We start from the raw sequence: 23604 nt of genomic DNA on the forward strand, positions 1-23604 counted from the left end.
ATATTGATACTAGTTTAATCACTGATATGAGTGAGCTTTTTTATAAAAGTGATAGAAAAGACTTTAGTGGGATAAATGAATGGGATACTTCAAATGTAACTGATATGAGTTTTATGTTTTATAATTGTGACAATTTCAACAAAGCTTTGAGCTTTAATACAAGCAATGTAACTAATATGGATTCTATGTTTAGCAAATGCGAAAACTTCAATCAGCCTTTAAGTTTTAATACTTCAAATGTAGTTAATATGAACTATATGTTTAAGAATTGCAAAAACTTCAATCAGCCTTTAAGTTTTAATACTAGTAATGTAACTGGTATGGGTTATATGTTTTCTGGTTGTTCTAATTTCAATCAACCTTTAAGTTTTGATACAAGAAATGTAACTGATATGGGTGGGATGTTTGGTAGTTGTTTTAATTTCAATCAAGCTTTAAACTTTGATACAAGTAATGTAACAGATATGCAATCTATGTTTAGTGGGTGTAAAAATTTCAATCAAGCACTAAACTTTGATACAAGTAATGTGCACGATATGGGAGGTATGTTTCATGATTGTAAAAACTTCAATCAGCCTTTAAATTTTGATACAAGCAATGTAACTGATATGAGCTATATGTTTTATGGTTGTGATAATTTCAACCAACCTTTAAACTTTGATACAAGTAATGTGACTAATATGAGCTGGATGTTTAATGGTTGTAAAAATTTCAACCAACCTTTAAATTTTAATACAAACAATGTAGTTAATATGAACTATATGTTTAGGAATTGCTCTAGCTTAACCTATAAACCTAATTTTGATATGAGTAATGTAAAAGAGCAAGAAGATATGTTTGAAGGTTGCGATAAGTTAGGTAAATAATCACTAATTTTCGTTTGTTTAAGTATTTTCTAGTATTTCAAACAAACGAAATTCCTATTTTAAATTCCTTTTTTTAATTTTTATTATTTACTTAAATAATTCAAAAAAAACTTTCATAAAACACAAATATTTTTCTAAAGACATATCGTGTCTTTGCAGATTGCTATCATTAAGACAATTTATTTTATTATGAAAGGATTTTTATGAAACAATTAGCAAATGCTACCAAACAAGACTTAGATATTATTTCTAAAATAGAATTTAAGGATAATAAATACCATCCTATGAGTAAAGAAGAATTGCAAGTATTGATTAAGTATGAAGATATAGCACTAGATACTATAAATACAAGTGCTATTACTGATATGAGTGAATTATTTAAGGGTAGTAATAGAAAAGACTTTAGTGGTATAAATACTTGGGATACAAGCAATGTGTACGATATGAGTGAGATGTTTAGAGATTGCTTTAATTTCAATCAAGCTTTAAACTTTGATACATCAAATGTAACTGATATGAGTTGTATGTTTTTTTCTTGCGAAAACTTTAATCAAACTTTAAATTTTGATACATCAAAAGTAACAAATATGCATGGAATGTTTTATAACTGCTTTAATTTTAATCAACCTATATTTTTTAAAACTAGTAAAGTAACTAATATGGGTAGTATGTTTAGATATTGTTCTAATTTCAATCAATCTTTAAATTTTGATACAAGCAATGTAACTGATATGAGCTGGATGTTTAGAGAGTGCAAAAACTTCAATCAGTCTTTAAACTTTAATACTAGTAGTGTAATTGATATGAGTGCTATGTTTGCTGAGTGCTATAATTTCAATCAACCTTTAAACTTTAATACTAGTAATGTAACTGATATGAGTGAGATGTTTTATAATTGTTTTAATTTTAACCAAACTTTGAGCTTTGATACAAGCAAAGTAACTAATATGAGCGAGATGTTTAGAGAATGTAAAAATTTCAACCAAGTTTTAAACTTTGATACAAGCAATGTAACAAATATGCGCTCTATGTTTAGTTGTTGTTCTAATTTCAACCAAGTTTTAAATTTTGATACATCAAAAGTAACTAATATGAGCGAGATGTTTAGAGAATGTAAAAATTTCAACCAAGTTTTAATTTTTGATACATCAAAAGTAACTAATATGAGCGAGATGTTTAGAGAATGTAAAAATTTCAACCAAGTTTTAAACTTTGATACAAGCAATGTAACAAATATGCGCTCTATGTTTAGTTGGTGTAGAGATTTCAACCAACCTTTAAGTTTTGATACAAGTAATGTAACTGATATGAGCTGGATGTTTAGTGACTGCGAAAGCTTCAACCAACCTTTAAGTTTTGATACAAGTAATGTAACCAATATGAACTGGATGTTTGGTGGTTGTGAAAATTTCAATCAGCCTTTAAGTTTTGATACAAGCAATGTAACTGATATGAGTTATATGTTTGAGAATTGTTATAATTTTAACCAAGCTTTGAGCTTTAATACTAATAATGTAACTGATATGAGTGGTATGTTTGGTGGTTGTGAAAATTTCAATCAGCCTTTAGATTTTGATACAAAAAATGTAGTAAATATGAGTTATATGTTTGATAGTTGTTTTAATTTTAACCAAGCTTTAAACTTTGATACAAGCAATGTAACAGATATGCAAGGTATGTTTGATGGTTGTGAAAATTTCAACCAAGTTTTAAACTTTGATACAAGCAATGTAGCCAATATGCGTTTTATGTTTAGAGAGTGTAAAAACTTCAATCAGCCTTTAGATTTTGATACAAGCAATGTAGCCAATATGCGCTTGATGTTTGATGGTTGTGAAAATTTCAATCAACCTTTAAACTTTGATACCAAAAATGTAGCCGATATGAGCTATATGTTTTATGATTGCTCTAGCTTAACGCATAAACCTAATTTTGATATGAGTAATGTAAAAGAGCAAGAAGATATGTTTGAAGGTTGCGATAAGCTAGGCAAATAATCACTAAATTTCGTTTGTTTGGTTTGGGCTAAATCCTACCAACAAACGAAACTTGCATTTAAATTTTAAATTTCAACGATATTTCAAAACTTTTTGAAAGGAATTTAAAACAGGAATTTCAATTAGTTTTAATAATGTTTATTTAAAGCAAACAAACGAAATTTACGGATATAAATTCCATTTATTTTAAAAATTCTTTTAAAACTCTTTTTTATCTAAAAACTTTCATAAACTTAAAAAACTTTCATAAAAACACAAATATTTTTCTAAAACTCACTTAAAAGACTTAGTGTGTCTTTTCAAGTTGCTATAATTAGTTGCTATAATTAAAAGATTTTATTTTAACTGAAAGGATATTTATAAAACAACTAGTAAATACTATAAATAAGACTTAGTAATCATCGCTAAGATAGAGATTAAAGATAAATAATAAAAAAATAAAAATATTGAAAGGAATAAAAAATGATTAATAAAGAATATAGATTAAATAAAATATATGAGAGCATAGAACGCAATAAATTTATACTACCAAACATACAAAGGGGTTTTAGGTGGTATGATGAGAAAAAAATTACAAATTTATTTGACTCGCTAATGCAAGGCTATCCTGTAGGAATGCTACTTTTATGGGAGTTAGATGAGCAAAAGTCAAGCGGTATTGATTTTTATGAATTTACAAAAAGCTATGATAAATCACAAAAAAATGACCTAATCTCGAAAAAAATTGAAAAAGTAAATGAGCTTTATGCAGTACTAGATGGACAGCAACGTATAACATCTATTTATTTTGCTTTACAAAGCAGCTATAGCTTTAACGGTAAAAATCTATATCTAAACATCTCAAAAACAAACAATGACACAGAAGAAGATGAAGTAAGCGAAGATTTACCTAAGTATATATTTAAATTTTTTACAGAAAAAGAAGTAGAAAAATACTACAAAGAAGCGGATGTAGAAAAATCAGATGATATAAAAAATGATATCATCAAATGCAATGATGATTATTATATAAGAGTTGGTTTGATTTTAGATAAGGATTTAAACTTTAAGATAGAAAATTCATTAGAAGTTTTTGATATAGAAAAAAGAAAAAAACTAAAAGAAACAATCGCAAAATTACACTATATGTTAACTAGGACTGAAATACCTTACTATGAAATAGATAAAAATAAAACCCTAGATGAAGTCTTACAAATCTTTGTAAGAGTAAATAGCGGTGGGGTTAAGCTAGAAAAAGCAGATTTACTATTCTCAGCATTAATAGCAAATAATAATGATATTAACAAAGAAACCATTTCAAAACTTTTAAAAGAAATAGATATATCAAATATAGATAAAGATGTGATTATAAGGGTGTTTTTGACTATCTTTTGTGCTAAAGGGGTTACTTATAATTACAACAATTTTAACTCTATTTTACCAAGCATTAAAGAGCATTTTGAGAAAGTAAAAGATGTTATTATCACTAGTGCTGAGTTTTTAAAAATTTCATGTTTTTACAACAATGAAAAACAATTATCAGTCTATCCTTTGATAGTGGTTTCTTACATCATATATAAACTATCGCTTAAAAAAGGTAGTTTTGATAATAGGGTGTTTAAGGATATAGTAGATATTTTGACAAAACCACAAAAACAAGAGCATTGTTTGAAAAAATCATTGGTTGATTTTGTTATAAAAAGTTTATTTTTAGGTTTATATAGTGGGAGTTCTGATAGTACTTTAAGACAAGTTAGAGAAGCTATCAATGAAATGCTAGAAAAAAACAACGATTATAAAACGTTTAGTATAGATTATGAGATTTTAAATCAAAAACTTACTAGAAAATCAATGATTATAAATTACGAGCAGTTAGAAAGCTATTTGGATAAGATAAATTATGGGGATAATAATAAAATATATTATATTTTTACCTTGCTAATGCCAAACTATAAGCCAGAAAGCTACAGATATAACATAGACCATATCTATCCTAAAAGTTGGTTTGAAAAAACAAATGATAAAGAATTAGAAAAAAAAGGTAATTCTATTTATAATCTAGTCCCACTTGCTGAAAATTTAAATAAAAGTAAAAACGATAGAATGCCAAATGATTGGTTTGATGATTTTAGCGATAAGATACAAGCTAGAAATGATTTTATCATCCCAGAAGATATTGATCTAAATGTAGAGAATTTTGATAATTTTCTTAAAAAAAGAAAAGCTATGATTTTAGAAAATTTATTAGGTAAATTAGTAAAAGCATGAAAACACCAAGCATAGGTGAATTGCTAGTAGAAAGAATAATTGAGATATTAATTAGGCTTTATAATAAAGAGCATTTAAGTAAAGTTGAACTAGCACTTGAGTATAGTGTAAGTGAGCGAACAATCCAGCGAGATATAAAAGAACGCTTAGCACATCTGCCTATACAAAAAGATGACAGTGGTAGATACTATCTAGCTGATAATTCTATGTTTAAAAGTTATAAAAAAGAGCTAGAGTATCTACTAAAAAGCCTTATCGGGGGGGGGGGAATTTACAAGTAACTTTATAGAAAATATTTATAATTGTCAGTATTTTCCTATAAAGTTTCAGCCTATTAGTGAGATTTATGATATGAATGATTTTGCTAACTTATGTAATGCAATCATCTTTCAAAAAATCATAAATGCAAACTATAACAACAAGCTAAGAACCCTAAAACCATATAAACTCATTAGCCATTTAAGTGTATGGTATCTACTAGCTACTGAAAATGGCACTATAAAAACCTTTGCATTATATAAATTAAAGGCTATAAATATATGTCAAGATAGCTTTTTACATGATAAAAAAGTCTTAAAAGAGCTAGAAAATGATAATAATTTTTTCTTTGTCAGTAGTGTTAAAAAAGAAGTGATTTTAGAGATTAGTGGCTTAGGGATAGAGTATTTTTTAAGCCGCAAAATCTTAACAAATCAAAAAATCATAAACAAAACTAGTGATAATCTGATAATTAGTACAATGATAAGCTTTGATGATGAGCTACTTAGCACGGTATTTAGGTTTATCCCTTATGTGAAGGTATTATCTCCAAAATCACTAGTTAGTAAGTGTGAGATGATGATAGAAGATTATTTAAAGCATATTAGAAATTAATGATATTTTAATATCATTGCAAGATAAAAAACTATAAGATAGGTAGATGATGGGAGCACAAACAACTGGAGATTTTTTGGTAGTTAGGGTTATGCAAATCCTAATTAGACTTTATAATAAAGAGCATTTAAGTAAAGCAGAACTAGCACTTGAATACGGAGTAAGTGAGCGAACAATTCAGCGTGATATTATGCAAAGGCTTGAGAGTTTGCCTATCGCTAAAGATGAGCTTGGAAGGTATTATTTAAAAGATACAAATTTACTTAAAACTTCAAAAGATGATTTAAATAAACTCGCAGCACTTTTTGGCTTAAGCTCATTTCCTACTAAACTTAGTGATGATTTTATAAATATGCTTTTAAGCTCACCCATAAGTCCTTTAAAATCTCAAAATTATGAAGCAGTTTGCAACCTTGATAGTTTTGAAATCCTTAGCAAAGCCATAATGGAGCAAAAAATCATAAAAGCTATTCACAACGAAAAAGCTAGAGTTTTAAAGCCATATAAACTCATAAATCATCTAGGCGTTTGGTATTTACTAGCTACTTATAATGATGAAATTAGAACATTTACAATGTATAAGCTAAAGGCTATAGTAGTAACTAATGAAAAGTTTATCCCAGATGAAAATGTTTTAAAAAACATAAAAGAACAAAAGCATTTTTTTGCTACTAGCTTAGAAGAAAAAGAAGTTGTTTTAGAAGTAAATGGCTTTGCTAGAGAGTATTTTTTGTATAGAAAAATACTAGCAAATCAAGAAATCATCTCAAAAGACAAAGATAAGTTAATCCTAAGCACAAAAATATCTTTAGATGAAGAATTGCTTAGTACTATATGGCAATTCATCCCTTATGTAAAAATACTAGCCCCAAAAGAACTAGCTCTTAAAAACGAAAATATCATAAAAGAGTATTTAGGGTATTTAAAGACATAGGATGTCTAGCTGATGTGGTAAAATCTTTTTTATTTTAAGGAGATTTTATGAAAACAGCTAGAAAAAAATTAAGAAAAAACTATGCAAAAACCATAGCAAAAGGTTTTAAAATCCACACATATCAAAGGTGGAGCAAAAAAGAGCAAAAACAGATTAGGTATCTTAGTAAAAAAGATATATTTTTTATAAAAGATGATTATTCTTCTAAAAGAACCATAAAAGATAGCCAAAGAAGACTATATAAAAAGTTAGGCTCTAAAAGGCTTAGAAAAATTCAAAACCTTTACCCACACCATCCTAATATCTACGGACTTTTTAAACTAGTTCCTTGGGGACTTCTTCGTAAAAAAGAAAATAATTTTTCTTTAAATGCCGATAAATTAGATGAGATTTTGGCTATGTTTGATAGTGGTAGGGTGGATTTATCAAAGCTTGGTTTAGGATCTTGGAAAGATAGAGAAGTTATAAAAGATATAGAGTATAAAGATGAGCAATTTATCCCTAAAAATATCTATGAGCTTTATGTTTTGCATACTAATGGTGCTATATATAGGGTTGATACAAGTAAGATTTGTAACACTATAGAATATAAAGATAATAAATATTATCCAAGCAATAATTATGAAGTGATGTCGCTATGTTTAAATGAAAGTATAAATTTAAAAGATATTGATATATCAAATACTACTAGCCTTGAATGTGCTTTTTTAAATAGTAAAAGGAGTGATTTTGGTGGGATAAATGAGTGGGATACTTCTCGTATCAAATCTATGCGAAGTATGTTTAGTGGGTGTGGTAATTTTAACGAAAAGCTTAGTTTTGATACTAGTAGTGTTGAAGACTTTTCATATATGTTTAGTGATTGTGGGAATTTCAATCAAGAAGTGAATTTCAACACCCAAAATGCAAAATATTTTGAAGGTATGTTTGATGGTTGTACTAAGTTTAATCAAAAAATCAATTTTGATTTTTCTAATGTAATTGCAACTTGCAATATGTTTAAAGACTGCGTTAGCTTTAATCAAGAAATAAATGCAAGTAATTCTAAAGAACTTCTTAGAACCTGCTCGATGTTTAGTGGGTGCAAGAGTTTTGATAGTAAGGTGATGCTAGATACACATAAGGTGCATAATATGGCTGAGATGTTTAGAAACTGCGTTAAGTTTAATCAAAGGCTAGATTTTAATACTTGCTCGCTTGAAAATATTAGGGAGATGTTTAGGGATTGTATTAGTTTTAATCAAGAGTTTATTGTCAAAAACGATTGTTTATATAATGTGAAAAATACCTTTAATGGCTGTATAAATCTAGCAAAAAATATCCACTTTGTAAGAACTCTTGATTGTGAAGAAAAAGATATATCTTTAAAAGATTGTGTAAATTTATCTTTAATCACACCAAAAGTGCTTGAATATGAAGATACTTTTAAGGGTTGTGAAAAATTAAAAAATATAAGCATACAAACAAACGAAATTAAAGCAAACTAAGGAGTTTTTATGATAAAAGAACAGATAAAAGATTTAGATTATAAAGAATTTGGCTATAACACAAAGGCAAAATTTGATAAAAAGGTGCAAATATATTTAGAATGTAATAGCGATGAAGAGTTTTTAGATAGAGCTACTTGGGATGGTTGCACTAGTAATAGGGCTTTTTTAGTTTTAGCTTATGAGCTTTTAGGGATGAATATTGATGATAAATTAAATGAATACGATAAATTAAAAGATGAAATTCAAAGGCTAAGTGTTTGTTATCTTAGTGCGATTACAGGCTATAAGATTACATCAGTTAATGATGGTTATGGTTATAGTGCAGAAGCTGTAGTAAAGCTAAATAAAGATGATTTTATGTTTTTGAACACTAATGCAACTGAACAAAAGCTAAAAGCTCTAGCAAAAGAGCATTATAAAGAAAAAAACGGTATTATAAGAGGATGTGAGATAATAGAATATTATGCTAAAGTAGGCACAAATGCTTATTATATAAAGGTAGATTATGATTAAAAAAGATTTAGTGATAACTTATTCTTATGCTAAGGCAGAGTTTGTTAAAAGGCATTTAAAAGATTTTGGTTTAAATGCCTTTACTAAGTGTGTTACGCTTGAGAGTTTATACACTGATGAATTAGATGAATTTATGCTAACTTATATCATAAAGCAAGAATTAGGCGATGTAGAATGTAGTGATTTTATATACGCTTACAGGCAAGATTTAGATATAAAAGATGAATATAAAGATAGCTTTTTAAAGGTAAAAAAAGCCTGTGATAAGCTTAGAAAAAGATTTAATCTAAAGTGTGGATTTGCTGATGTCAGCGATTTTAACGATATTTATGTGGATGAGTTTTATGTGGATAATATATGTTTATATAACAACAAATTTGAAGAAGATTTTATAAACAATCTAAACGCAAAAGCCCTAAAAAAATTCCCTAAAAATAATCAAATCCCTAAAATCTACACCTACAAAGATAAAATCACAAGCATACACGAAGAAGTAAAACTAGCCCTAAGCCTAGCAAGAGAATTTATACAAAATAAGTTTAGCTTTAGGCTTGTTGCTACTTCTTTGAGTATTTATTCTAGATATTTTGAGCTTTATAAAACCATGGCAAAAATTGATGTGTATTCTTATCATAAAAGCATAGTAATTGATAATGACTTGCTAGAGCAAAAAACAAATGCTTATATGAAAAAATACGAAAAATATTTTTCTAATTTAAATAAAGATTTTATTAAAGAATACCTAAGCAAAAATCTAAGCAAAGACTATCCAAAAAATGGCATAAGATTAGAAGAATTAAGCGAATTTATAGGTTCAAATGAGCTAAATGAAAGAGTTATTTTACTAGGACTAGATTTTGAAAATTTCCCTATTAATTCAAGCGATAATGTGTTTTTAAAAAAGGATATTTATAAATATAATTCTTATGAGTTTTCTAAAGCTGTTTATGAAAATCTAAAGCAAAATACAAAAGAATTATACCTACTAAGTACTGATTATCTAAACGCTAAAAGTGTAGCTAAGTCTATAATTTGTAAAGATGATTTTACTAAGGCCAAGTTTTTAAAAAAGCGTGTTTTAAAAGATTGTTTTGCTTTTAGTCCTAAAGTAGCTAAACCCGTGAAGCTAGAATGTAAAATGAGTGCTAGTAAATATAATACTCTAAGGCTTTGTCCTAAAAGATTTTTGTATGAAAGTGCTTTAGGGATAAAAAATGATGAATTAGAACAAAGCGATTTAGAGCCAAACGAAAAAGGCACTATAATGCATAGTTGTTTTGAGCATATTGTAAAAGGTTGGGGTGATAGTTTTAATAAACAAAACCTAGCAAAAAATAGCATTGATTTAGCATTTGATGATTTTTTAAAAAAAGAAAAAAATGGATTAAAAGAGCTAAATATTTATATGAAAATATATAAAAACAAGCTTTTAAAGGGTGTTAGCAACAATGATGAGCCTAGTGTGGTGGCTAAGTTTTTGAAATATTACGAAGATTATAGAAGTGAAAATAATATTAATGATACAAAAACTGAATTTGAGTTTTTCCTAGATAAAGATTTAAACCCTAGTGACGAGAATAATTATTATATAAAAGGCTTTATTGATAGACTTGACATAGGAGATGATTTTATAAATATCGTTGATTATAAAAGCAGTAAAAAGGACAAAATAGATGAAAAAAGAATGGAACAAATAAAGTCTTATGAAGATTTTCAACTAGGTTTATATTTGTTATACGCAAGTAAAAAATATCCAAATATAAAGTACTATAAAGCATCTTTACTCACATTTAACACAAAGAATTTGAAAACGGAATTTGCTTTTTTAGAATACAGCCAAGAGTATTTAAAGGGTTTAGAGCAAGAGATAAAAAAGCTTGATGAGTTTATACAAAAAGGCGAGTTTAAAGCCAAAGAAAACGATAATTGTAAATATTGTCCTATAAATAATATTTGTGATAAAGGAGCAAATGATGAATAAATACAGCATACAAAAAAGCTTTACTATAAATGCAGGTGCAGGAACGGGCAAAACCTACACTCTTAGTAGAAGATATATAAATGCTATTTTAGGGTTTGATTTGTTTGCTAGTAGTGTAGATGATGAGTTTTTTTATACAGAACAAAATAGTAAAAATGTAGAAAATATCCTAACGCTAACTTATACAAATGCAGCGGCAAATGAGATGAAAAGCCGTATTTTTACACTAATGCAAGATATTTTAGATGATAGATTAAGTGGGATTGATAAGGCTAGATTTGAGAAGGTTAAGAATTCAAATTACATAAAACAAACCCTAAAAACAGCCATAAAAAATATACATAAAGTAAATATTTGCACTTTTCATTCTTTTGCTACAAAGCTTTTAAAAGAGCAAAATCCTTTTTTAAGCTTTGAGTTATTGGATGATGAGCTTAAAAATAAATGTTTTAATGAGCTTTATTTTGAGTTACTTAGTAACAATGAAAAATTAGTAAAAGAGCTGGACTTAAATACTTTAAATGAGTTTTGTAAGGCGTATATATTTGATGATAGGTTTAGACAAATTTGCAAAAATTTTAAGCTTGATGAAATTGAATATGAGTATTTAGAGCTTAAAAAAATTGATATAGACTATCTATACCAAAACGTCGATATTTTAGGGGATAAAAAGGACTTGGCTTTAGGTGTATTAGACGGCGTAAGTGATGAAATACTACGAAAATCAGGCACAATGGAACAAAAAGAATATATAGAAAAACTAAAAGAATTTGTATGTTATAAAAGAGCTTTAAATGTCCAAGATGAGTTTGTTAAGCTTTTTGAAATTATGCTAAAACTAGCAAACGAGTTTAGACAAAATTATGAGCAATTAGCTAAAAATGAGAAATTTATGGATTTTGATATGCTTATTAATAAATTCATAAAAGAAATTGATAAGCTAAAAGATATAAATTACATAATGTTTGATGAGTTTCAAGACACTAACGAAGAACAATATAGCATAATAAATAAGCTAAATAATGCAAATATTTTTAGTGTTGGGGATATCAAACAATCAATTTATGCTTTTGCAGGAGCAAATATAAAAGTATATAAAAATGCCATAAAAGATTTAGAGCAAGTTTCTATGAACGATAATTATAGAAGTAGCAAAGAAATCTTAAATATAATAAATCAAATCACAAGAAAGCTTTTTTCACATTTAAAAGATACGGACTTAAACGCTAAAAATGACAATTTAAAAGGTGGAAGTATTAGTTATATTGTAGAAAATAGCGATGAAAGATATGAAAATACGGCGAAATTTTTAGCTCAAGTAGATGATATTTATAAACTAAACAAAGATGATAAAATAGCGGTGATGTTTGATACAAGAGCACAAATGAATAATCTAGCTAAAAAACTAGATGAATTTGGTGTGAAATATTGTGTTGATGATAATACTAAATTTTATGAAAGAACAGAAATAAATCATATTTTAAACCTTATTTTTGCACTATATGATATAAAAAATAAAAAAGAAGATGAAAAATACACAAACTATGAAAAACTAGCACTTTTTAATGATATTTTTAATCTAAACGATGATGATAGACTTAGGCTTATAAAATCTAATGATTTTAGTGTTTTTAGCGAGTTTAAAAGTTGGTTTGAAAGCTTGAGTTTATCAGAATTTTTAGTACATTTATACTACGAAAAAGGCTTTTATGATGTATTTAGCGATGAAAAATCAAGGGCTAATTTAGATGAGTTTTTAGATGAGATAATCAAGCTTGAGAGTAAAAAAAGCAAAGAAAACATAATAAAAGAGCTAAAAAAACGAAAACAAACTAGCACAAAATCCCAAGCAAAATTTGTAAATAATTATAAAATCAACCTATGTACAATTCATTCAACTAAAGGATTGGAGTATGAAATGGTTGTTTTGATGAATGTAAACAAGGCTTTAGGAGTGAATAATTCTTCTCTTAAAATTAGCGAGAATTATATAGGATTTAAAATAGGCGATGAGCCAAGTCTAAGCTATGAGCTAAGCAAAAATCAAGCTAAAAAGCAAGATATTGATGAAAATAAAAGACTATTGTATGTAGCGATAACTAGGGCTATTAAGCATATAGTTTTATCTTATACTTTATCAAAAACTAAGCCAAATGATAATTCTTTTTTAGCTATGCTTGATGAACTATATAAAGATGAAAGTATGATTTGCAAGGATTTAAAGGATTTAGGAGAAAAATTATTACTAGATGAAATTAGCCCTTGTAAGCAAACTAGCCCTAAGCAAGAAACAATAAAGCTAAATAAATTAAAAATAGATAAACATATCACTACAGCCACAAATACAAATAGCGTTGAAAATCTTAATACAAAAATAGGAAGTTGCGTTCATAAAATGATAGAGAAATTTCACGAGCATTCTACAAATGAGATTTTGATGGGTTTTATAAATGAATGTGAACTTAGTGAATACAAAGATAAGATTATTGGTTTGTTTAATAATTATATCAATTCAAACCTTGCAAAAAAAGTGGCACAATCATCTAACAAACATTATGAATTAGAAATCAACACACCTGATAAAACAGGGATTTGTGATTTAATTTATTACGATAACGATTGTGGTGCTTATGTAATAGTAGATTTTAAAACAGGCAAAAAATCCCAAGAAAAAGAAAATACCTATCAAAAACAGCTAGAATTTTATAAATCAATGATGGAAAACGAAGGATATAAAATAGCAAAAACTGAGATTTTTTGGTTAGAAAATAAAAATGATTAATAATAACTTAGCAAAATCAAGCGAACTTTTAAAAAAGCTAGGTATTTAAGCTTTGTGGAAAAATATAATAAACGAAAAAAATCGTTGAGTGATTTTAATAAATATAAATTTTAATTATTTGCAGTGGAATTTAAAATAGGAATTGTAATTTAAGCTTATTTTGTATATGATAAATATTTTAAAAATTAAAAGGAAATAAAATGATTAAAACACCATCTAATTCAATAACTAAAAAAGTAGGTTTTATATTTTTACTTGCAATATTACTTCAAATACCATTGTTTTTCATAAACGGCATAATAAATGAGAGAAATGATACTTATGAAAATATGGTTGATACTCTAGGTAATGAATGGGGTCAAAAGCAAACAATACACGGGATTTTTCTAGTAATAAATGGCACTAAAGAACAAAATATAAAAGATGAAGAAGGCAATACGATTACGCAAAAAGTTCCTTACGAAAAAATCATAATCCCAAGCCAAATTGATGTAAAAATTGATATTTTAGATGAGGTTAGACAAAAAGGAATATATAAAGCTAGTGTTTATAACGCAAATATTAGCATTGGTGGTAATTTTGCTGATTTAGATGAAAAATTACCGCAAGACTTTGATGAAATTTATTTATCTTTAGGTTTATTAGATGCAAAATCATTAGTAAATATCTCAACTTTTAAACTAAATAGCATTGATTTAAAACCAAATGCAGGGACAAATAGTAAAAATTCTCATTTAAGATATGGAATTTCATCACTAATTAATAAAAATATGTTGAAAAATAATACACCTTTTGAAATTTCTTTCACATTAAGGGGCTCAAAAGGTATAGAGATACTTCCTTTAGCGCAAAAGAATACCTTAGATATTAATTCAAAAGAAAGCAAACCTAGTTTTTATGGGACATTGCCTGTTAGCAAAAATCTTGATAATAACGGCTTTAACGCAAAATATGAAATTATGCCATTTACTATGAATTATCAAAAAGCTATAAATAATTCAAATCATTATCTAAATGATAATCTAATCGGTATTAATCTATACGAAGGCATTACTCACTATAGACAAGTAATAAGAGCTGCTAAATACGGCATATTATTTATAATGCTTAGTTTATTTGTGGTTTATGTTTTTGAAATTTTAGGCAAAAAACCAACTCATTATATCCAATACGGAGTTGTTGGATTTTCGCTAACTTTGTTTTATTTGGTTTTGCTTTCAATGTCAGAATATTTTAGTTTTGAACTTGCCTATATTATCGCTACATTAATGGTCGTAATACCAAACGCACTTTATATAAAAGCTCTTACAAATAGCAAAAAATTTGGTTTTGGAATGCTGCTATTTTTAGGCGGTGTTTATGCAGTATTGTTTTCTGTGCTTCAAATGGAGCAATTCGCACTAATTACAGGAACAATTCTTATAATGATAGTTTTATATGTTCTTATGTATATTACAAAAAATATTGATAATTTTTTGGATAAAAAGGCTGAATAATTAGGATATTAAAGGATAAAAAATATTGAAATTCCGATTTTAAATTCCGTTAAAATTTAATGTATTTTCAAGATATTTTAAAAGGAATTTAAATTAGGAATTTCAATTTTATTTTTAGTGATTTTTAAATTTAAATATTTTTGCTTTTAAGGATAACAAAATGGCTTTAAAAGGTTTTTTAGCAAAAGCTAATGTGGTTTTTAAAAATACGCTTTTTTATCTAGCTTGGTTTTTGTTTTTATACCATTTTATATAGGAGATTTTAGTTATATTCCTTGCTTTATATTTGCTTTTCTTTTTTCTAGGATTTATCTTTTACTATCTCAAGATGATTTAGATAGTAAGATAATCTTGCAAGATAAGTTTTATTTGCTTTTAAGACATATTTCGCTTTTTATATCGTGTGTTTGCCTTGCTAAGATTGTTTATAATTTTTGTCTTTATGATAGAAGCGTTTATAAGAGCATTGATACTCTTAAAAATCTCGTGCCATTTGCGATATTTGGCTTTGTATATTTATATACTGCTAGAAAAAACCATAATGTTTATTTTAAAAAATACTTAGCTTTAACTTTGGCTATGCTTTGTGCTTGGTGGTATTATGATGATTTTTTAAAACAACCCAATGAGCTCATAACAAGGATTTTAAAATCAGACCTAAAGTGTAGTAACCTTGAAAGAGTTTGCCTTGTGTTTGATAAAAGCATATTAGATGATATAAATAATGATATAAAAGGCAAAAGCTATGATGAGATACAAAAGACTTTAAGCCAGTTAGAATTTAAAATAAAAAATGAATATTTTTATTTTACTAAAATACTTTTGGGCAAAAGTGTTAGCATTAGGCTTGAATTAGAAGATGATAAGATAATTGAGATTATAGTTTCTAGGTTTTAAATTATAGTTTTATTGGAAAATAATATTTTAAATTCTAGTTAAATATTGGCAAATTAAAATCTTAATTTTGCCCTAAAATAGGGCAAAATTTATAAGTAACCATAAAAACTCGCAAGAAAATATCCAAATATACTTGAAGTAATAACACCTATAAAACCAGGAATAATAAAACTATGATTTATTACAAATCTTCCTATACGAGTTGTTCCGCTTCTATCAAATTGAATAGCTGCTAAATCACTTGGATATGTTGGTAAAATAAAATAGCCATAACAAGCTGGTGCGAATGCTAAAATAATTGCTGGATTAACTCCTATATTTAAAGCTAGTGGCACAAACGCTACAAGTGCAGCTGCTTGAGAATTTACTAATTTAGAAATTATTATTAAAACTATTGCGTAAGTCCAAGGATATTCGCTTAATATATTTCCTAAGCTATCTTTTATCATTTGAGTATGTGTTGCAACCATACTATCAGCCATCCAAGAGATTCCAAATACAGCCACAAGAGCAACCATTCCAGATTTAAATATCTCACTTTTTGAAATATTATTTGCATTAGTTTTTGTAAAGATTATTATTAATGAACCTGCCAAAAGCATAAAAATTTGAATTACTTCAACCATTCCTAAAGGTTTTGCTTGTTCTTTTTTATCGCTAAAAATAATTTTTGCATTTTCAAATTTTTCATTATTAATAATTACATAGTTATTTTCTTGTGTTATTTGTAGATTATTATCAATGCTAATTGCTTTTATATTTTCTTTCGTACTTTTTACTTTACCATCTTTAATAGTTTTATTTAATTCATTATAAGTAATTATGAGATTTGAATTCTTAATAGGTATTTCTTTCATTGTTTTAGCATTATTATCTACGATTAAAATACTTGCTGAATCAACTTTTGTGTTAAATGCAGGTCGTAGATTTGAAAAATATCCTAAAATAGCAACTAAGGCAATAGCGCCTAAAAATATCCACATTGATAACCAAGCACTATTAGGTAATTTTTCACCTATTAATGATTTGCACCCACCACCATAAACATATTTTTTAAATTCTTCATCTTTAATTTTTTCTTGAAATTCACTATCTTTATCTAAATCTTTACCCCTAAACCAGCTAAATATTCCAACGCAAAGCACTCCTAAATAAGTTGATGGTATTGTAATTTTAAGTAAGTCCAAATATCCATCAAATCCTGCTAAGTGATGATTACTATTAATAATAAATGCTGTTAGAGTTACTACAGCCACTGATACTGGGCTAGCAATTATTCCAAGTTGTGCTGAAACACTACTTGCTGCCATCGGTCTTTCAGGTCTAATATTGTTTTTAATGGCTATGTCATATACAATAGGTAAAATTGTATAAACAACATGCCCTGTGCCACAAAGAATTGTTAGGGTGCAAGTTGTAATTGGAGCTAAAATACTAATATATTTTGGATTTTTTCTAAGAATTTTTTCAGCTATTTGAAGCATTACATCAAGACCACCACTAGTTTGAAGTGTCGCACTAGCCACAACAACTGCTAAAATAGTTAGCATAACATCAATTGCTGGTTTTCCTGGTTTTACACCAAAGCCAAAAATCATCACAATAAGCCCAACGCCGCCTAACATTCCAAGAGTAATTCCACCTTTTTTTGAGCCATAAAATAGGCAAATACATACAATAGCTAGTTGTATAGCAAATTGTAAAGAATTAGGTAAATTCATAAGAATATCCATTTTTTATCCTTTAATTAAAAAAAAATTGATAAATTTTATATTTAAAAGTTAAATATTTAAATTAATTTTAAAAATTAAGTTTTAATTAATTTAAATATTAGTATTAAATTTTTACTTAGAATTTGGTCTATTATTTATAAAATGATTTTTGTTGCCATTGTAAATACTTTTACTTAGTAAAATGTGAAAAATTTAAGGAGTAGGTAATGAAAGTAATCATTGAAGCAAAAGCAAAAATTATGGCTGAAAACGAAAATCAAGCAAAAATCAATCAAGAATTTTTTAAAAAATCTAATTTATATTGCCTTAATTTTATGAGCTCTCCTGGTAGTGGTAAAACCACTCTACTTGAGTATATTATAAAAAATAATTTATTAAAATTATGCGTAATTGAAGGGGATTTAGAGACTAATAAGGACGCTGATAGGATTATCAAAGCAGGTGCTAAAGCATATCAAATAAGCACAGGTCAAAGCTGTCATTTAGACGCAAAAATGATAGATTTAGCTCTAAAAAATCTTGATATTAGTAATTCAGAGTTTTGTGTAATAGAAAATATAGGCAACTTAGTATGCCCTGCATCATATAAATTGGGCGAGAATTTAAATGTTGTGCTTTTATCAAGTCCTGAAGGAAGTGATAAAGTAGCAAAATATCCTGTTATGTTTAAAAGAGCTGATGTGATAGTTTTAACTAAAATGGATATAGCAAAATATTTTGATTTTAGCCTAGAAACTATCATGCAAGAAGCAAAAAAATTAAATCCAAATGTAAAAATCTTTTGCGTAAGCAGCACTACAGGCGAAGGAATTGCCGAACTTTGTGAATATTTTAAATCTTTAAGGAGTTAATATGTGTTTATCTATACCATCAAAAGTTTTAAGTGTTGATGAAAATAATTTTGCACAGGTTGATACTTTAGGGATTAAGCGTGGGGTCAGCCTTGATTTGATACCTGAGCAGGTTAATGTGGGAGATTTTGTATTAATTCATGTTGGTTTTGCTATGCAAAAAATTGATGAAGCAGCTGCTAAAGAAAGCTTAGAATTATATAAGCAAATTGCAGATGAGATAGGTAGCGAAGAGATTGAAAGTAGGTTTTTATGAATTATATAAAAGAATATAAAGACGCAAATATTATTAATAATTTAAAAAAACTAATTAATAATGTTAAGCTTGATAGGGTTTATAATGTAATGGAGATTTGTGGCGGACATACACATTCGCTTATAAAATACTCAATCCCTTCTCTTTTGCCTAATATTAACTTTATTCATGGGCCAGGTTGTCCTGTTTGTGTAATGCCAAAAAGTAGGCTTGATGAAGCTATTTTTTTAGCAAGTATGGAAGGTGCTATTTTTTGCACGCTTGCTGATTTGATTAAAGTTCCTGCTAGTAATACAAGTTTAGAAAAATTAAGAGCACAAGGCAAGGATATTAGAGCGCTTTATAGCCCACTAGAAGTATTAAAAATCGCAAATGAAAATAAAGATAAAAAGATTATATTTTTTGCAATAGGTTTTGAAACTACTACTCCTATGAGTGCGGTTTTGATTGAAAAAGTGCTTGAAATGGGACTTAAAAATGTATTTTTTCATATAAATCATGTAAGAGTTCCTGAGCCTGTTGAAGCCTTATTAAATGATAAAGATTGTAATATTGATGGCTTTTTAGCCCCATCACATGTAAGCGTGATAATAGGAGAAAATGCATATTTAAATATGGCTAATACTTATAAAAAACCATTTGCTATAAGTGGTTTTGAGCCTGTTGATTTAATGCACTCGCTATTAAATTTAAGCTTACAATTTAAGAATAAAACTCATAATGTTTATAATGAATATTCAAGATTAGTTAGTAAAAATGGTAATGAAAAAGCTAAAGAATTAATTGAAAAATACTTTAGGCGTGATGATTTTGAATTCCGTGGCTTAGGTGTTATTAGTAATGGTGGTTTGGAGCTAAAAGATGAATATGATTATATAAACGCAAAAAAAGTATTTGATATAAAAACAAATACAAAAGCAGAAAACAAAGCCTGTCTATGCCCTAAGATTTTAAAAGGACTTGCAAAGCCAACTGATTGTAAAGTTTTTGGTAATTTATGCACGCCTAATAATCCAATAGGAAGTTGTATGGTAAGTAGTGAAGGTGCTTGTGCTGCTTATTATAAATACAATAGAATTTAAATTAACTCCTTTTTATAGGAGTTAATATGATTATTTGCTTATAAATCTTAGCCAAATATAGCCTAATACAGCTGATACAAAAGAAGCACTAAGTATTGCTAATTTTGCACTATTAAATAATTCAGGATTATTTTCAAATACAAGAGTGTTTATAAAAAAGCTCATAGTAAAACCAATACCTGTTAGTATGCAAACCCCGTATAATTGAACTTTATTTGATGGTAATTTAAAGCCAAATTTACTAGCAATTAAGCAAAAGCTAAAAACACCTAATTGTTTGCCTAAAAATAGACCTAAAAATACTCCAAAAAATACTGCATTAAAATCATTTAAATTAAGACCATTAATCAAAACTCCAGCATTAAATAAAGCAAATAAAGGCAATATAAAATAATTTATATAAGGTGTTAAATCGTGCATTATGTGTTCTAAAAATTCTTTATTATCTTTAGTATTTAATGGTATAAAAAACGCACACGCCATACCAGCTAAAGTCGCATGAACTCCACTTTTAAGAACGCAAACCCAAATAAATGCACCAATAATCACATAAAGGCTTTTTATACAAATATGCAAATAATTTAATAATAGCAAAATAGCTAAACCACAAGTAGCAAGGCTAAGACTTAAAATACTTAGCTCATTTGTATAAAATAAAGCGATTATAATAATTGCAGCAACATCATCAAATATTGCAAGGCTTAGTAAAAATATTGTTAAAGATTTTGGAATTTTATTTCCAAGTAATAATAAAACTCCTAAAGCAAAAGCAATATCAGTTGCAGTCGGTATTGCAAAGCCTTGTAAAGCAAAACTATCATTTATATTGACTAAGCTATAAATAATAGCAGGGACAATTACTCCGCCAAGTGCTGCAATTAGTGGCAAACTAGCAGCTTTTATATTGCTTAATTCTCCTATTAGGATTTCTTTTTTAACTTCTAATCCAACCCAAAAGAAAAATATAGCCATAAGCCCATCATTTACCCATAAAGTAAGTGGTTTTATAAGGTTTAAATCTCCAAAAATCACACCTGCTTTATAATTAGTAATGAGTTCATAATAAGTGTTTAGATTTGAATTTTTAAGAGCTAAAGCAAGTATAGTCATAAAAATCAACAAAATTGGAGCAAAAAGCTCGTGAGTTATAATTTTTTTAAGCATAATATCTCCTTGTTAAAAATTATTTTTTAGCAAGAAAAGTTTGCAATACATTAAACGAAAGCTCATTTAAGCATTGATAGGCAATGCTATTTTGCATTAATTCATTTTTTGTTTTATTAGAAAATGCTTTTGTTAAAGAAAAGCAATTTTTAAAATCACTATTATTTAAACCACAAAATATTATTAATTTTTTATCATAAATTTTACAAATTTGATTAATTTCTCCGATTACTTTTCCCATTAAACTTTGATTATCAAAAGCACCTTCTCCTGTTATTATTAAATCAGAGTTTTTAATCAATTCTTCAAGATTTAAAAGGTTTTTAATGTATAAAAATCCACTTTCAAATTCTGCATTTAAAAATGCTTTAAAGCCAAATCCAAGCCCACCAGCAGCACCACAACCTTGAAATTGTGAATAATCTTTAGCTAAATATTTTTCACAAACTTTTGCAAAATTTTTTAAACCCAAATCAAGCATTTTAATTTCATCATCATTTGCACCTTTTTGCCTTGCATAGACATACGCTGCACCATTTTCTCCATATAGTGGATTTTTCACATCACAAGCTATTTTGAAGCTGCAGTTTTTAAGCTCTTTTAATACATTTTTATCATTTATTTTTGCAATTTTTATTAGATTTTCTCCGATAGGTTTTAAAATATTTTCAAATTCATCTAAAAATTCGTATCCTAAAGCACTTAACATTCCTATTCCAGCATCATTTGTAGCCGAGCCACCAATGCCTATTATAAACTCATTTGCACCATTATTAATAGCGTCTTTTATAGCAATACCTAGTGAAATTGTGCTAGTTTTACAAGGATTTTTTTCATTTTCATTAAGAGCGATTAATCCTGCAAATTCTGCCATTTCAAAATATGCTTTATTTTCTTTTAAAAGATAATAACCATTATAATCTCTAATACCATAAGCGTTTTTTAAGTTTAAATAGATTTTTGTAGCATTGATTTTATCATTTATACTTTCTAAAAAGCCTTCTCCACCATCAGAAATAGCTAGTTGAATTGAGTTTATATTTAATTTATCGCAAGATTTTTTGATAGCGTCGTTTGCTTGTTTTGAACTAAGAGAGCCTTTAAAACTATCGCAAATAATTAATGCTTTCATTTTTTTATCCTTTTAATTACAAAATAAATTAGTAAAAAACTAAAAAATAAAGTAGCACTTATATCAAGTATAAATTCATTCATAAAAAATCTCCGTTTTTTTAGGTAGCATTAGGGTATTATCTGTGTATTTTAAATATTTTAGCTTTAGCGCATAAATTTTGTGATTTAGTGCAAAATTAGCAGCCTTATATGTATTTAAATAAAGCTTTTTTTGGGTTTCATTTGCTAATAATAATTTTCCTATTATTTGAACACCTTTAATTGGATTGTTTGTATAAATTGCTGCACTTAATAATCCATCTAATTTAATATGCCTTGAAGTAGGTGATGAGATAAAAAGTAATGCTTCATTAATCTCATCAAATTTATAAAACAAAGTAGCCGAATAAGGCTCGTTTGTAGAAACTACGCAAATATTGTTAGAATTTAAAAACTCATTTATTTTAGATTTCAATATCAATACCAACAGGACAATGATCAGAGCCCATTACATCGCTTAATATAAAGGCGTCTTTTAAATAAGGGGTAAGATTATTTGATATGAAAAAATAATCGATTCTCCAACCAACATTTCTATTTCTAGCAGCTGCACGATAGCTCCACCACGAATATTTTTCAGGAATATCTCCGTTTATATATCTAAATGTATCAACAAATCCAGCATCAAGCAATCTATCAATCCACTCACGCTCAATTGGTAAAAATCCACTTGTTTTTTCATTAGCTTTTGGGTGAGTTAAATCTATTGGGCGGTGTGCTGTATTTACATCTCCACAAATTATGATTTTTTTGCCTTCTAATAATAATTTTTTTAAATATTCTAAAAAATCATCATAGAATTTCATTTTATAATCTAATCTTTCATCACCGCTTTGTCCGTTTGGAAAATATATATTAAACAAAACAATATCTTTAAAACTATGCTCTAAAACTCTTCCTTCATCATCAGGAAAAAATTGGGCAAATCTACTCTCGCATTCAAAATTTAAAAAGCTCATAACACCAGAATATCCAGCTCTTTTTGCTGAATTTGATTTAATATCTTTAAAGCCTAAATTGTTTATATCTTTTGGAAATTTATCAGGTGTTGCTTTTATTTCTTGAATACCTAAAAAATCAGTAGGGTATTTTTCTAAAAATGAAAACCCATCTTTATCACAAATTGCTCTTAAACCATTTACATTCCACGAAATTAATCTCAAAACTATTCCTTAAATTAAGTTATTTATAATGATAAAAACTATACAAAAAGGTAGTAAATGTTAAAGATAAATCCAATTTTATTTAATTTTGTTTTAAGTGCATATA

General features: G+C 27.4%; 20 protein-coding genes. 15 read left to right on the forward strand and 5 right to left on the reverse strand.

Annotation, left to right across the window (positions count from 1 at the left end):
• The 12 genes from KJQ97_RS05155 to KJQ97_RS05210 form a co-directional block, all read left to right on the forward strand.
• The coding region (locus tag KJQ97_RS05155; protein ID WP_214120176.1) for a BspA family leucine-rich repeat surface protein at positions 1 to 866 on the forward strand (866 nt) is incomplete at its 5' end.
• Between the two features lie 203 nt (positions 867 to 1069).
• Positions 1070 to 2863: a BspA family leucine-rich repeat surface protein gene (locus KJQ97_RS05160; protein ID WP_214120177.1), complete on the forward strand. Its 1794-nt coding sequence runs from the start codon at positions 1070 to 1072 to the stop codon at positions 2861 to 2863.
• Positions 2864 to 3325: 462 nt separating this feature from the next.
• A complete protein-coding gene (locus KJQ97_RS05165) occupies positions 3326 to 5110 on the forward strand; it encodes a DUF262 domain-containing protein (protein WP_214120178.1) in 1785 nt (594 codons plus the stop codon).
• On the forward strand, positions 5107 to 5391 hold the full coding sequence (locus KJQ97_RS05170) for an HTH domain-containing protein (RefSeq protein ID WP_214120179.1): 285 nt from the start codon (positions 5107 to 5109) through the stop codon (positions 5389 to 5391). Before KJQ97_RS05165 ends, KJQ97_RS05170 begins: the two co-directional genes overlap by 4 nt.
• A gap of 70 nt (positions 5392 to 5461) precedes the next feature.
• A complete protein-coding gene (locus KJQ97_RS05175) occupies positions 5462 to 5983 on the forward strand; it encodes a WYL domain-containing protein (RefSeq protein ID WP_214120180.1) in 522 nt (173 codons plus the stop codon).
• 46 nt (positions 5984 to 6029) lie between these two features.
• The gene (locus tag KJQ97_RS05180; protein WP_214120181.1) at positions 6030 to 6917 is read left to right on the forward strand and encodes a helix-turn-helix transcriptional regulator; all 888 of its coding nucleotides are present in this window, start codon (positions 6030 to 6032) and stop codon (positions 6915 to 6917) included.
• Between the two features lie 47 nt (positions 6918 to 6964).
• On the forward strand, positions 6965 to 8404 hold the full coding sequence (locus KJQ97_RS05185) for a BspA family leucine-rich repeat surface protein (RefSeq protein ID WP_214120182.1): 1440 nt from the start codon (positions 6965 to 6967) through the stop codon (positions 8402 to 8404).
• Between the two features lie 9 nt (positions 8405 to 8413).
• A complete protein-coding gene (locus tag KJQ97_RS05190; protein WP_214120183.1) occupies positions 8414 to 8920 on the forward strand; it encodes a hypothetical protein in 507 nt (168 codons plus the stop codon).
• The gene (locus KJQ97_RS05195; RefSeq protein ID WP_214120184.1) at positions 8913 to 10901 is read left to right on the forward strand and encodes a PD-(D/E)XK nuclease family protein; all 1989 of its coding nucleotides are present in this window, start codon (positions 8913 to 8915) and stop codon (positions 10899 to 10901) included. Before KJQ97_RS05190 ends, KJQ97_RS05195 begins: the two co-directional genes overlap by 8 nt.
• Positions 10894 to 13683: a UvrD-helicase domain-containing protein gene (locus KJQ97_RS05200; protein WP_214120185.1), complete on the forward strand. Its 2790-nt coding sequence runs from the start codon at positions 10894 to 10896 to the stop codon at positions 13681 to 13683. Before KJQ97_RS05195 ends, KJQ97_RS05200 begins: the two co-directional genes overlap by 8 nt.
• Positions 13684 to 13883: 200 nt before the next feature.
• Complete coding sequence (gene creD, locus KJQ97_RS05205; RefSeq protein WP_214120186.1) at positions 13884 to 15179, forward strand: cell envelope integrity protein CreD; 1296 nt, start codon at positions 13884 to 13886, stop codon at positions 15177 to 15179.
• Positions 15180 to 15404: 225 nt separating this feature from the next.
• A complete protein-coding gene (locus KJQ97_RS05210) occupies positions 15405 to 16076 on the forward strand; it encodes a hypothetical protein (protein ID WP_214120187.1) in 672 nt (223 codons plus the stop codon).
• 89 nt (positions 16077 to 16165) lie between these two features.
• On the opposite strand, the gene KJQ97_RS05215 is transcribed toward KJQ97_RS05210, so the two are convergent.
• Complete coding sequence (locus tag KJQ97_RS05215; protein ID WP_214120188.1) at positions 16166 to 17809, reverse strand: anaerobic C4-dicarboxylate transporter; 1644 nt, start codon at positions 17807 to 17809, stop codon at positions 16166 to 16168.
• Between the two features lie 206 nt (positions 17810 to 18015).
• Between KJQ97_RS05215 and hypB the strand changes: the two genes are divergently transcribed.
• From hypB to hypD, 3 genes are read left to right on the forward strand one after another with little or no spacing between them, the layout of a single operon-like run.
• Entirely contained in the window at positions 18016 to 18660 is a 645-nt protein-coding gene (gene hypB, locus KJQ97_RS05220) for a hydrogenase nickel incorporation protein HypB (RefSeq protein WP_214120189.1), read from the forward strand.
• A gap of 1 nt (position 18661) precedes the next feature.
• Positions 18662 to 18916, forward strand: a complete 255-nt coding sequence (locus tag KJQ97_RS05225; protein WP_214117952.1) for a HypC/HybG/HupF family hydrogenase formation chaperone — start codon at positions 18662 to 18664, stop codon at positions 18914 to 18916.
• On the forward strand, positions 18913 to 19998 hold the full coding sequence (gene hypD / locus KJQ97_RS05230; protein ID WP_214120190.1) for a hydrogenase formation protein HypD: 1086 nt from the start codon (positions 18913 to 18915) through the stop codon (positions 19996 to 19998). The genes KJQ97_RS05225 and hypD overlap by 4 nt, the downstream gene beginning before the upstream one ends.
• A gap of 30 nt (positions 19999 to 20028) precedes the next feature.
• On the opposite strand, the gene nhaA is transcribed toward hypD, so the two are convergent.
• The 4 genes from nhaA to KJQ97_RS05250 form a co-directional block, all read right to left on the reverse strand.
• Positions 20029 to 21162 (reverse strand): Na+/H+ antiporter NhaA, encoded by a 1134-nt coding sequence (nhaA, locus tag KJQ97_RS05235; RefSeq protein WP_214120191.1) that lies wholly within the window; start codon positions 21160 to 21162, stop codon positions 20029 to 20031.
• A 19-nt stretch (positions 21163 to 21181) separates the two neighbouring features.
• Positions 21182 to 22294 (reverse strand): glycerate kinase family protein, encoded by a 1113-nt coding sequence (locus tag KJQ97_RS05240; protein ID WP_214120192.1) that lies wholly within the window; start codon positions 22292 to 22294, stop codon positions 21182 to 21184.
• Positions 22295 to 22369: 75 nt separating this feature from the next.
• Complete coding sequence (locus KJQ97_RS05245; protein WP_214120193.1) at positions 22370 to 22750, reverse strand: hypothetical protein; 381 nt, start codon at positions 22748 to 22750, stop codon at positions 22370 to 22372.
• Positions 22740 to 23498: an exodeoxyribonuclease III gene (locus KJQ97_RS05250; protein WP_214117957.1), complete on the reverse strand. Its 759-nt coding sequence runs from the start codon at positions 23496 to 23498 to the stop codon at positions 22740 to 22742. Before KJQ97_RS05250 ends, KJQ97_RS05245 begins: the two co-directional genes overlap by 11 nt.
• Positions 23499 to 23604: the final 106 nt, after the last annotated feature.

This window comes from Campylobacter sp. 2018MI01 (genome assembly GCF_018501205.1).
Taxonomy (GTDB): Bacteria; Campylobacterota; Campylobacteria; order Campylobacterales; family Campylobacteraceae; genus Campylobacter_E.

Excerpts from the sequence above, each read along its gene's own strand:
- KJQ97_RS05160 (WP_214120177.1), top strand. The coding sequence starts at position 1,070 with ATGAAACAATTAGCAAATGCTACCAAACAAGACTTAGATATTATTTCT.
- KJQ97_RS05165 (WP_214120178.1), top strand. The coding sequence starts at position 3,326 with ATGATTAATAAAGAATATAGATTAAATAAAATATATGAGAGCATAGAA.
- KJQ97_RS05170 (WP_214120179.1), top strand. The coding sequence starts at position 5,107 with ATGAAAACACCAAGCATAGGTGAATTGCTAGTAGAAAGAATAATTGAG.
- KJQ97_RS05175 (WP_214120180.1), top strand. The coding sequence starts at position 5,462 with ATGAATGATTTTGCTAACTTATGTAATGCAATCATCTTTCAAAAAATC.
- KJQ97_RS05180 (WP_214120181.1), top strand. The coding sequence starts at position 6,030 with ATGATGGGAGCACAAACAACTGGAGATTTTTTGGTAGTTAGGGTTATG.
- KJQ97_RS05185 (WP_214120182.1), top strand. The coding sequence starts at position 6,965 with ATGAAAACAGCTAGAAAAAAATTAAGAAAAAACTATGCAAAAACCATA.
- KJQ97_RS05190 (WP_214120183.1), top strand. The coding sequence starts at position 8,414 with ATGATAAAAGAACAGATAAAAGATTTAGATTATAAAGAATTTGGCTAT.
- KJQ97_RS05195 (WP_214120184.1), top strand. The coding sequence starts at position 8,913 with ATGATTAAAAAAGATTTAGTGATAACTTATTCTTATGCTAAGGCAGAG.
- KJQ97_RS05200 (WP_214120185.1), top strand. The coding sequence starts at position 10,894 with ATGAATAAATACAGCATACAAAAAAGCTTTACTATAAATGCAGGTGCA.
- creD (WP_214120186.1), top strand. The coding sequence starts at position 13,884 with ATGATTAAAACACCATCTAATTCAATAACTAAAAAAGTAGGTTTTATA.
- KJQ97_RS05215 (WP_214120188.1), bottom strand. The coding sequence starts at position 17,809 with ATGGATATTCTTATGAATTTACCTAATTCTTTACAATTTGCTATACAA.
- hypB (WP_214120189.1), top strand. The coding sequence starts at position 18,016 with ATGAAAGTAATCATTGAAGCAAAAGCAAAAATTATGGCTGAAAACGAA.
- KJQ97_RS05225 (WP_214117952.1), top strand. The coding sequence starts at position 18,662 with ATGTGTTTATCTATACCATCAAAAGTTTTAAGTGTTGATGAAAATAAT.
- hypD (WP_214120190.1), top strand. The coding sequence starts at position 18,913 with ATGAATTATATAAAAGAATATAAAGACGCAAATATTATTAATAATTTA.
- nhaA (WP_214120191.1), bottom strand. The coding sequence starts at position 21,162 with ATGCTTAAAAAAATTATAACTCACGAGCTTTTTGCTCCAATTTTGTTG.
- KJQ97_RS05240 (WP_214120192.1), bottom strand. The coding sequence starts at position 22,294 with ATGAAAGCATTAATTATTTGCGATAGTTTTAAAGGCTCTCTTAGTTCA.